This is a genomic window from Mucilaginibacter humi, assembly GCF_013087555.1.
Map to the genome: position 1 here is coordinate 1 of NZ_JABFCR010000079.1, position 10,788 is coordinate 10,788.

Genomic DNA, 10,788 nt, shown 5'->3' on the forward strand with positions numbered 1-10,788 from the left:
CTGTCAGTTATAGAAGATTCCTCTCGCCATGCTCAGAATGACAAAAAACTTTCTGTTACCGATAACAACACGCGTATCAGTACCTGTTGTAACGTTGCGTTTTTACGGCCGACGATACGGTGGCTGAACGCGCGCCCCATGCCTCATTTGCCGCGTCGGTATCCCCGGTGGCGACGCACGACGCGATCCACATTGCCCGCTGGCGCTTCAGCCGATTATTCAGCAGGCCGGAAAGTTGAAGCTGTCTCAACTCTGTACCGGTATTAGACGTAGCCGCCAGTAGCTGGGCGATCTTTCATTTTGTTGTATATTGACGTAAATCTAGTTGAGGCATCGTTTTTTTCTTCGTAATCGCTTGACTGGCGCCGAAACAGGTATCAGTCAAGAACTTTACTCTGCGTTCCTGGCATTAGGGCCTCACATATGCTTTTTACGAACTTAGCTGTGGGAGTAGCTCCATAGCCATTCATGTTGATGCTCGGCACGGCATATCACCCGCCAGTAAACACCAATGCGGAACTGCTGCGTTCCTGTGTTAGTATTTTTTGGGGTGAAATTTGGCATATGCTTTTAATAACTTATTGTAAGTGAACCATACATCCACATGCTGGATACCACAACATCGGCATTAATCACCTCGCCTTTAACTTTATACCTGTTGTCTTTTACCTGTTAAAATAATCTCATCAACCGACGAATTGTAATTAAACTTTACGCCAAGCATCGTTGCCAGATCAACCAGGCTGGTAACAATGCTGTACATACCCTCGATAGGGAAATACGCGCCAAGCTCCTCTCTAAATGCGGGATAATATTTAACGTTGCGGGCGCGGCATAAGGGTTTGAGCCGTTGTAAGTAGCATACCCGTCATAAAACTGAACCATACGCTCGTCCTTAAAAATACTTTTGGTTAGCCTGATGCATGGTGCGCCCGGTATCGCTCTTTTCACGTTTAAAAATGCTTTAAAACCTTCTTTGGTAAAAAGCTCCTTTAAACCTTTAAATGCCCGTTGTAAAAACAGATTGGTTAATTGATAGATCTGCGCGCTGTTTGCTGCCTGCTTTTGTAATGCTTCGGCTGATTCGCCGGTGTGAGTGGTTATTTTCAAACTTTTCTTTATCTGCGTAAGCGGTTAGCTTAGTGCCTTCTTCTCATAAAAATACTTACAGATAACATCCAGTTTTTGGTATTGGAAATATTTAGAGGCATCCTACCAGCCAAAGTAAATAGCTCATCAATATATTCCGGCATGGTAAGCAAACTTGGCCCCGCATCAAACCTGAATTTATCATTCATTACCTCACCCAGTTTACCGCCGGGCGTAGCATTAGCCTCAAAACCTCAACTGTGTAGCCTTTAACAGCTAACCGGATAGCAGTTGCAATTCCGGCTATACCTGCACCAATTATGACGACTTTTTCTTGAGGACATAGTACAAAGGTAAGAAATCTAACTCCTTATGTCATTTCGAATGAGCGTAGCGAAGAGAAATCTTAAATCTTTAACGGCCATTACTATCTCTTTACCCAAACGGGTAAACTGTACGGCCATTTTGGCCCAACGCTTAAATTTTCTTTCTTTACGGAATTCGAATGCTCTTCCCATTGTATGCTAAATGAATCCTTTTAGGCAGGACTTTGAGGTGCAAATATAATGTTTATGTTTTAGTTAGGATAGTATAGCACAAACCGTCATGCCGAATTTATTTCGGCATCCCACAGAACATTCCGCCCGGCATGATTTAATACTTCGCAAAGGGGATGCTGAAACAAGTTCAGCATCCCATACCGGATTTACTATTTCAGGTTCTCCAACATATCAGCAGTCATACTGCTCAGGTCAAATTTTTGTTTCCAGCCCCAGTCGTTTTGGGCGTAGGTATCGTCAATGCTTTTTGGCCAGCTATCGGCAATGGCCTGGCGCGGGTCGTGCCCGGCATAGCTTATTTTAAAATCGGGCAGGTGTTTTTTTATTTCTGCGGATAATTGCGCAGGCGTGAAGCTGATACCACCCAAGTTGTACGATGAACGGATACTTATTTTATAAGCAGGTGCTTCCATCAATTCGAGGGTGGCCCGTATGGCATCCTCCATATACATCATTGGTAAAGCGGTATCGGCAGAAAGGAAACTTTCATATTCGCCTTTGGCTAAAGCCGGTGAAAGATATCAACAGCATAATCAGTAGTGCCGCCGCCGGGTTCAGATCGCCAGCCTATCAGGCCGGGGTAGCGGATACTGCGTACATCCAAACCATGTTTAACATAATAATACTCGCACCAGCGCTCGCCGGCCAGCTTGCTGAAACCATAAACCGAGTTAGGGTCCATCACACAAAATTGTGGTGTGTTCTCCCTTGGCGAATGCGGCCCGAAAACCGCGATAGAGCTTGGCCAGAAAACTTTAGCCGTTTTAAATTCGACAGCCAGATCCAGAATGTGGATCAGCCCGTTCATGTTCAGGTCCCAGGCCAGTTTTGGTTTTTGTTCGCCTACGGCAGATAATATGGCGGCTAATAAATAAACCTGTGTAGGGCGATGTTTATCAAACAACTTATGCAGGCTATCCTTATCCAATACGTTAGCCAACTCGAAAGGGCCATCTTTTGTTAGCGGGTTATCGGTATCGCGGATATCGGTTGCAATAACTGGTTGTTGCCATATTTGGCGCGTAAATTCATCACCAGTTCGGTGCCTATTTGGCCGTTAGAGCCAATAACAATTATCTTTTCGGTCATAAAGAGTATCAGTTGCAACAAAGGTAAAAATTTGGGCGAAATGATTGCCTTTTTGACATGGCTCATACAAAATATCACCTATCAATTACATAAAGTGTAGTCAGTCAATAAAAAATGCCGATATTTACGGTTCAATAAGTATTTATTAATTAACCATTTAAAAACAATGAAAATCGCAGTTGTAGGCGCCACAGGATTAGTTGGCACTAAAATGTTGCAGGTTCTTGAAGAACGCAACTTCCCCATTACAGAACTATTATTAGTCGCATCAGAGAAAAGTGTAGGTAAAGAGATCACTTTCAAGGGTAAGGCTATTAAGGTTATTTCTGTTGAGGATGCGATAAAACAGAAGGCTGACATCGCCCTATTTTCGGCAGGTGGCAGCACATCATTGGCACAGGCTCCGTTATTCGCGGCAGCAGGTACTACGGTAATTGATAATTCATCAGCTCTGGCGCATGGACCCAACCAAAAAACTGGTTGTGCCCGAAGTTAATGCCGATGTGTTAACTCCCGAAGATAAAATTATTGCCAACCCAAATTGCTCAACCATACAAATGGTAGTGGCCTTAAAACCATTGCACGACAGGTATAAAATTAAACGCGTGGTTGTTTCAACGTATCAATCAGTAACCGGTACCGGCGTTAAGGCGGTAGACCAGTTGATGAACGAGCGCGCGGGTGTTGACGGCCCAATGGCATACCCGTATAAAATTGACTTGAACGTTTTGCCTCATATTGATGTATTTACCGAGAACGGTTACACTAAAGAGGAAATGAAAATGGTTAAAGAAACCAACAAGATCATGGGTGACGACAGCATCCGTGTTACGGCTACTACCGTGCGCATCCCGGTTATGGGTGGTCACTCAGAGTCTGTAAACATTGAGTTTGCTAACGATTTTGATTTGGCGGAAGTAAGAGAAATATTAAGCAAAGCGCCGGGAATTATTGTTACCGACGATGTTGCCAACCTGAAATACCCAATGCCGCTTGACGCGCACGATAAAGATGAAGTATTTGTGGGCCGTATCCGTCGTGATGAGAGCCAGCCAAACACTTTAAACTGCTGGATAGTGAGCGACAACCTGCGCAAAGGCGCTGCAACCAACGCGGTGCAAATTGCCGAGTACTGGTAGCGAACCATTTGGTGGGCCAAAGCGTAGAAGTGTAAGCGCCCTAACCCCTGAAGGGTGAACAAGTAGAATTAAAAAGGGATAGCCGGTTGGTTATCTCTTTTTTGTTTTTCAAGTTTCACAAAACTATCCTTAAACCTGCCTGTACTATTTATAGATAAATGATAAATATTATGGCAGTATTAAGTAATAAAAAAGTAGCTGTTCTTACCGAGGAGGGATTTGAGCAGGTAGAATTAACCAGTCCGGTTGAAGCGTTAAAAAATGCAGGTGCTACGGTACATGTAATATCGCCAAAAAGTGGTAGAATAAAAGCGTGGGATAAAACCGACTGGGGAATTACAGTTGATGTTGACAAAGAACTTAGCGAAGTAAGCCCTGACGATTATGACGCGCTGGTATTACCCGGAGGCGTGCTGAACCCCGATAAATTACGGCAAAATAAAGACGCGGTGGCTTTTGTTTCGGCATTTTTGGACGAGGGTAAGCCATTGGCAGCTATATGTCATGGCCCGCAAATGCTGATAGAAACAGGTATGATAGCCGGCCGTAAATTAACCTCCTACCCATCGCTGCAAACAGATCTGAAAAATGCCGGGGCCGAATGGAGCGACGAGGAAATAGTGGTAGACAATGGTTTGGTAACCAGCCGCCGCCCCGATGATTTGCCTGCATTTAATAAAAAGATGATCGAGGAAATTTCTGAAGGTGTGCACAACGAAATCTAGAGGCTCCATTTAACTATCGCTATGTCATTTCGATACGAGGAACGAGTGAGAAATCCTAAATAAGCGCCCGCTAATAAAGCATTTAAGATTTCTCTTCGCTACGCTCATTCGAAATGACATAAGGAGTTAGATTTCTTACCTTTGTACTATGTCCTCAAGAAAAGTCGTCATAATTGGTGCAGGTATAGCCGGAATTGCAACTGCTATCCGGTTAGCTGTTAAAGGCTACACAGTTGAGGTTTTTGAGGCTAATGCTACGCCCGGCGGTAAACTGGGTGAGGTAATGAATGATAAATTCAGGTTTGATGCGGGGCCAAGTTTGCTTACCATGCCGGAATATATTGATGAGCTATTTACTTTGGCTGGTAAGGATGCCTCTAAATATTTCCAATACCAAAAACTGGATGTTATCTGTAAGTATTTTTATGAAGAAGGCACTAAGCTAACCGCTTACGCAGATAAAGAAAAGTTTGAAAAGGAAATAACCACTCACACCGGCGAATCAGCCGAAGCATTACAAAAGCAGGCAGCAAACAGCGCGCAGATCTATCAATTAACCAATCCTGTTTTTTTACAACGGGCATTTAAAGGTTTAAAGGAGCTTTTTACCAAAGAAGGTTTTAAAGCATTTTTAAACGTGAAAAAGCTTGATACCGGGCGCACCATGCATCAGGCTAACCAAAGTATTTTTAAGGACGAGCGTATGGTTCAGTTTTATGACAGGTATGCTACTTACAACGGCTCAAACCCTTATGCCGCGCCCGCAACGTTAAATATTATCCCGCATTTAGAGCAGGAGCTTGGCGCGTATTTCCCTATCGAGGGTATGTACAGCATTGTTACCAGCCTGGTTGATCTGGCAACGATGCTTGGCGTAAAGTTTAATTACAATTCGTCGGTTGATGAGATTATTTTAACAGGTAAAAAGACAACAGGTATAAAAGTTAAGGGCGAGGTGATTAATGCCGATGTTGTGGTATCCAACATGGATGTATGGTTCACTTACAATAAGTTATTAAAAGCATATGCCAAATTTCACCCCAAAAAAATACTAACACAGGAACGCAGCAGTTCCGCATTGGTGTTTTACTGGGGGATAAATAAAAAGTTCGCCCGGCTTGATCTGCATAACATATTTTTCAGCGCCGATTATAAAGCTGAGTTCGACCAGATCTGGAAAGAAAAACGATCTACCACGATCCAACCGTTTACGTCAATATCACCTCCAAGCTAAAACCTAAAGATGCGCCCCGGGGCTGCGAGAACTGGTTTGTAATGATCAACGTCCCTGCCAATACCGGGCAGGATTGGGACGCTTTAATAACCGAGGCCCGCAAAAATATTTTAATAAAGCTTTCCGGCCTGCTGAATGAGAATATCGGCAAACTTATCATCAGCGAAACAATAATGGATCCGCGCGACATCGAAAGTAAAACCTCGTCATACCGGGGATCTATTTATGGCACAAGCTCAAATAATAAGTATGCCGCGTTTAACCGCCATGCTAATCAATCGGCCATAAAAACCTGTATTTTGTAGGGGGAAGTGTGCACCCGGGTGGCGGGATACCTTTGTGTTTGTTATCGGCTAAGATTGTAAGCGAAGCATTGTAGAAGTTTTTGTCATTCTGAGCATAGCGAAGAATCTTCTATAACTGACAGGTAAACGAACTACTTATCTTGTGTAGAAGATTCTTCGCTATGCTCAGAATGACAATTAGATGTATTATGCCAACTGCACCTTTGCAGCCTTTACATTCACCGGCTGCGGTACTTTTACATAATACCCGGTACCATCATAAACACGTTTGCGCGGATGTTCTTTACAGACATCGCTGCAGCAGCCTTCCATAGCTGTGCCGCATTCGTCGCATTGGGTAAAATGTTCGTTGCACTCTGGGTTAGCGCAGTTTATCATTTTCTCGGTGGTTTTGCCGCAGTTATAGCAGGTTGATATCACCACCGGGTTAACTGTATTTACTTCGACAGATAAACGGTTATCAAACACATAACACTTGCCTTCAAAATCCTCGCCACCGGCTTCTTTACCGTATTTGATGATCCCGCCGTGTAGTTGATAAACGTCCTTAAAACCTTCGTGCAGTAACAGTGCCGATGCTTTTTCGCATTTAATGCCACCGGTGCAATAGGTAATTACTTTCTTGTCTTTGTATTGGGCAAGCTCGTTAATTTTATCCGGGAAATCGCGAAAGTTCTCGATATCCAGCGTTATGGCGTTTTTAAATTTACCCAGGTTATGTTCGTAGTTTGAGCGTACATCAAGTATCACTACATCCTCGCTATTTTTCAGCTCCGGGAACTCCTTAGGCTCTAAATGCTTGCCGGTTTTTTGTTGCGGATTAATAATGTTAGGATCGCGCAGGCCAGAGTGCACAATCTCGTCTTTATAACGAACGTGCATTTTTACAAATGACGGTGTATCTACTTCATCAACTTTAAAGTCGATGCCGGCAAAACGCTCATCTGCATGTAAAGTATCCATATAGGTTTTGCATGATTCGGGCGAGCCGGAAACAGTGCCATTCAAGCCCTCGTTGGCTACAATAATACGACCGGTAAGGTTAAGAGATTTGCAAAATTTTAGATGATCGGCAGCAAATTGCTCCGCATCTGCTATTGTTGAATAACAATAGTAAAGTAGTGTGTTGTATTGTCCCATAAAATCATTGATGCCGCTGCAAACGGCGTTAAATGAAGTGCAAATTTAGTGATTAGTGATTAAAGATCAGTGATCAGGCTGTAGTTTTTTTAAATAACCTCTAATCACCAACCACAAACCACTATGCATTAGCGTATCCCGTAATATATTCTAAACCCTTGCAGATACTTCTTATCACCGGCATAAGATATACCGTAATCAACCCTGAAAACCAGGCGCTGCAAGCCAACATAAAGCTCACTATAGTTCATGTTGCTGCGCTCGGTAAGGTAGTTGGCGCCTATAATTTCTTCGAGTTTTAACTTGCGGATAAAGCCAATTTTATTAAGCAATGAACCTGCAAAATTATGCTGGTAATGCGCTTCTAAAAAAGCGCTATTGGCACTAAAGGTGTAAAATGGCAGAAAGTGGAAACTACCCACATAAGTAGGATCGAAAGTAGTACCTGGTTACCTAAAAAGTGATAGTAATCCATAAAGTACAGCGCTTTTTTGGTAAAGAAAGTACCGCCGGTTATTTTGAAAGATGAATAGCCCATTAACCCAACGCGGATCTTATCCTTCGATATGTCAAGCGATGCAAAATCATAGTCAGCATCCGACCCAAATACATTTGGTATTGCTTTGCGGTAATTAACAGTTAAAGTAGGATAAGCCGATGGCAAATAAACCTTACCGGTTGGCCGGGTTATATAATGCTGATCGAAAGTAAACTTAACCGACGTACTAAAAGTAAGCGCCTTGCTTTGCGGGAATAAAAATGATCTGTCATCTGCAGGTGTACCTTCAGGCGCCAGCGGATTGTTTGATGTAAACTCCCGGCCTTTGGCTTTAAAAATATGGTTGTATGAGATATTGTATAGCTGGGTACGCCTGGCGTATGATAGGTATGACGTCCATAAAATGCCATTTGAAAGTTCGCGCTGGTAACCACCCTCGCCAAACTCCGACCGGTAATATTTTACATAGTTATTGGTACTTAGTAAAGTACTTAAGGTATTGAAGAACAATGACCGCGTGCCCACATTATTTAAATCGAGCACATCATTACCAAAGTTAAAAAAGAACTGCCCGGCATTAAATGGATCATAAATATATGATGAATGAATATTGGCGCTAAACAGCTTATTGGCAAAGCCATACCTTACAGCGGGCGAAATGCTTAAAGTTTTAAAATCATCAGACGTGGTAGAGTAACGCACCCTTAAGTTTAAGCCAACGCCTTCAACCGTGTTATAAAATAAGGTTTGATTGAACGGGTAGTAATATAACGAATCTTTATTGTCGCGGCTGGTGGCAGTATGTCCAACCACCAGGTAAGGTATCGGTGATAGTTTATTCTTGGTTTTTGCAGTGAATCAAGATAAGGTTTAGTTTTTTGCACCCGCTCAATACTGTCTTTTTTCTGGAAATCGCGCGTTTCAAGGGCAGTTAATGGTATCGGCCTGTTCTTGAACCAATAGCCGGCGTCTTTTGAGTTTGCAGCAGTATCAATCCTTAATATCTCACCATTAAAAAAACCTTTGGGGCGTTCCACGTTAAACTTGTAGTTGTTGTAAACGCCTATATAATACCCCCCGAATTTAAAGCCAAATACGTTGCCGCTATAATCATATTGGGTAGATACCGGCATCCGGTACTGTCAACCACGGGCACATATTGCTGGCTTATGGTCATGGTATCAACAGGTTAAGTTTATTGGTTTTATTGGTTAGGCGCAGGTTAACACTATAAATGCGCCAGTCGCCCTCAACTATATAAATATCGCCCTCAAAAGCATGGTCGCCCGGCCGCGAGCCGATAGTTGGATCTTATCAATAGTGCGTCCGTTGGTAACTGTTTGCCCGATAAGCTTGTAGCGATAATAAGAGAACGCATTCGCTGCAATAGGCGATACAAAACCGTTGGCGCTTAATCCATTAATCACAAAAACATTATTATAAAAGTTTGCCTGCAGATCTGACGCTTTGTAGTAGCTGAATGTTGGTGTTATACCTGCTGCACGCGAGGCTATAGTGACCTCTTTCACCTTATTTGGCCGCTCAAAATCGAAGGTTGACAACTGCTCAGACTGGTAAAGTATTCCCCGGCCGTTACTGTCCAGGTCCAATACTCTGGATACCCCGCCCTTTAATAACGACTTAGGCGCGCTAACCAGTTTTTGTACACCCTTAACATAAATAGCGCACGAGTAGGATTTGATCTCGTTTAAATAATACTCGCGCTTGGCAATAACCTTACGCATAATTACATTGGCAGCGGTATCCATACCATCTTTATCACGGATCGTTGCGGTTTTCAGTTGGTAAATTTCATCTTCCAATTGTATGTCCCGTCGTTCCTCGCGGTCGTTTATGACTACTTTTTCAATGCGTTCTTTATAACCTACAAAGCGGTAAACCAAATTATAGGTGCCGGCAGGGATATTGAATTTATAAATACCGTCTTCGTTAGTGGTTGTACCATAAGTGGAGTTATGGATATAGACTGATACATAGGAAATGGGTTTGCCGTTTACATCTGTTATTTTGCCTGACAAAACATATTGCTGCGCCGATGCCTTAAAAACAAAAGCGCCCAACAGTATAAAAACCGATAGTAAAAATCTTTTCATATTGTCCACAAATAAGCATTTAAGCGCACAAATGTTTGACCTGAAACCTATTATTATTAAAAACGCAGCGTTTTGAAGCTAAATGACAGTTAATGCTTAATTTTGCAGAAATTAACTGTAAACATGTACAACACACTACAACCGGTTTTGCAACAGGAGCTTGCAGCTATAGCAGAAGCAGGCCTTTATAAAAAAGAACGCATTATAACCTCGGCACAAGGGGCTGATATTACGGTGGCCGGCGGCCAGGAAGTAATAAACTTTTGCGCTAATAATTACCCGGGCCTAAGCGGCGATAAAAGAGTTATTGAGGCTGCTAAAAAAGCGATGGATACGCATGGTTATGGCTTGTCGTCAGTAAGGTTTATTTGTGGTACACAGGATATCCACAAGGAACTTGAAAAGAAGATAGCCGAGTTTTTAGGAACGGAAGACACCATACTTTACGCTGCTGCATTTGATGCCAATGGAGGTGTATTTGAGCCACTGTTTGACGCGCAGGATGCTATTATATCTGATGAGCTGAACCATGCGTCAATCATAGACGGTGTGCGCCTGTGCAAGGCCCAGCGGTACCGTTATAAGCACGATGATATGGCCGACCCGAAGCTAAGCTACAGGAAACAGTCGCACTTCGTCATCGTATTATTGTTACTGATGGCGCGTTCTCCATGGATGGTACAATTGCACAACTTGATAAGATCTGCGCGTTGGCTGAAAAGTATAATGCTTTGGTTATGATTGATGAGAGCCACTGCTCCGGCTTTATGGGTAAAACCGGCCGTGGTACACACGAGCATCATAATGTAATGGGTAAAATAGATATTATTACCGGTACGTTAGGTAAAGCGCTGGGCGGTGCGTCGGGCGGGTTTACATCTGGCCAAATTATTG

Annotated in this window: 7 protein-coding genes and 5 pseudogenes; 5 read left to right on the forward strand and 7 right to left on the reverse strand. The window is 43.0% G+C overall.

Features of this window, described 5'->3' with window-relative positions; genetic code table 11:
• Nucleotides 1-711 precede the first annotated feature (711 nt).
• The 4 genes and pseudogenes from HK413_RS14020 to HK413_RS14025 form a co-directional block, all read right to left on the reverse strand.
• Nucleotides 712-1,110 (reverse strand): hypothetical protein, encoded by a 399-nt coding sequence (locus tag HK413_RS14020; RefSeq protein ID WP_175270572.1) that lies wholly within the window; start codon nucleotides 1,108-1,110, stop codon nucleotides 712-714.
• A gap of 187 nt (nucleotides 1,111-1,297) precedes the next feature.
• Entirely contained in the window at nucleotides 1,298-1,411 is a 114-nt protein-coding gene (locus HK413_RS22510; RefSeq protein ID WP_394353194.1) for a hypothetical protein, read from the reverse strand.
• Nucleotides 1,412-1,499: 88 nt separating this feature from the next.
• A pseudogene (locus tag HK413_RS18745) lies at nucleotides 1,500-1,607 on the reverse strand (YebC/PmpR family DNA-binding transcriptional regulator); the annotation flags it as partial.
• 191 nt (nucleotides 1,608-1,798) lie between these two features.
• Nucleotides 1,799-2,738: pseudogene (locus tag HK413_RS14025) on the reverse strand (NAD-dependent epimerase/dehydratase family protein).
• A gap of 166 nt (nucleotides 2,739-2,904) precedes the next feature.
• Here HK413_RS14025 and HK413_RS14030 point away from each other — a divergent pair.
• The 4 genes and pseudogenes from HK413_RS14030 to HK413_RS18750 all read left to right on the forward strand — a co-directional run bounded on the left by HK413_RS14030 (nucleotide 2,905) and on the right by HK413_RS18750 (nucleotide 6,141).
• Nucleotides 2,905-3,912, forward strand: a pseudogene (locus HK413_RS14030) (aspartate-semialdehyde dehydrogenase).
• Nucleotides 3,913-4,047: 135 nt separating this feature from the next.
• A complete protein-coding gene (locus HK413_RS14035; RefSeq protein WP_175270573.1) occupies nucleotides 4,048-4,602 on the forward strand; it encodes a type 1 glutamine amidotransferase domain-containing protein in 555 nt (184 codons plus the stop codon).
• Nucleotides 4,603-4,750: 148 nt separating this feature from the next.
• The gene (locus tag HK413_RS14040) at nucleotides 4,751-5,836 is read left to right on the forward strand and encodes a phytoene desaturase family protein (RefSeq protein ID WP_246230580.1); all 1,086 of its coding nucleotides are present in this window, start codon (nucleotides 4,751-4,753) and stop codon (nucleotides 5,834-5,836) included.
• 41 nt (nucleotides 5,837-5,877) lie between these two features.
• Nucleotides 5,878-6,141, forward strand: coding sequence for a hypothetical protein (locus tag HK413_RS18750; RefSeq protein WP_246230582.1), 264 nt, complete (start codon nucleotides 5,878-5,880; stop codon nucleotides 6,139-6,141).
• 186 nt (nucleotides 6,142-6,327) lie between these two features.
• Here the strand turns inward: HK413_RS18750 and trhO are convergent, their stop codons facing one another.
• The 3 genes and pseudogenes from trhO to HK413_RS22515 form a co-directional block, all read right to left on the reverse strand.
• Nucleotides 6,328-7,281, reverse strand: a complete 954-nt coding sequence (trhO, locus tag HK413_RS14045) for an oxygen-dependent tRNA uridine(34) hydroxylase TrhO (RefSeq protein ID WP_175270574.1) — start codon at nucleotides 7,279-7,281, stop codon at nucleotides 6,328-6,330.
• A gap of 128 nt (nucleotides 7,282-7,409) precedes the next feature.
• Complete coding sequence (locus tag HK413_RS14050; protein WP_317169623.1) at nucleotides 7,410-7,703, reverse strand: DUF5686 family protein; 294 nt, start codon at nucleotides 7,701-7,703, stop codon at nucleotides 7,410-7,412.
• Nucleotides 7,646-9,894, reverse strand: a pseudogene (locus tag HK413_RS22515) (DUF5686 and carboxypeptidase regulatory-like domain-containing protein). The gene HK413_RS14050 and the pseudogene HK413_RS22515 overlap by 58 nt, the downstream one beginning before the upstream one ends.
• 123 nt (nucleotides 9,895-10,017) lie before the next feature.
• Between HK413_RS22515 and HK413_RS14070 the strand changes: the two are divergent.
• Nucleotides 10,018-10,788: pseudogene (locus HK413_RS14070) on the forward strand (aminotransferase class I/II-fold pyridoxal phosphate-dependent enzyme); the annotation flags it as partial.

Bases quoted from the DNA above. Each gene is read 5' to 3' on its own strand.
- HK413_RS14035 (WP_175270573.1), top strand. From the start codon at position 4,048: ATGGCAGTATTAAGTAATAAAAAAGTAGCTGTTCTTACCGAGGAGGGA.
- HK413_RS14040 (WP_246230580.1), top strand. From the start codon at position 4,751: ATGTCCTCAAGAAAAGTCGTCATAATTGGTGCAGGTATAGCCGGAATT.
- HK413_RS18750 (WP_246230582.1), top strand. From the start codon at position 5,878: ATGATCAACGTCCCTGCCAATACCGGGCAGGATTGGGACGCTTTAATA.
- trhO (WP_175270574.1), bottom strand. From the start codon at position 7,281: ATGGGACAATACAACACACTACTTTACTATTGTTATTCAACAATAGCA.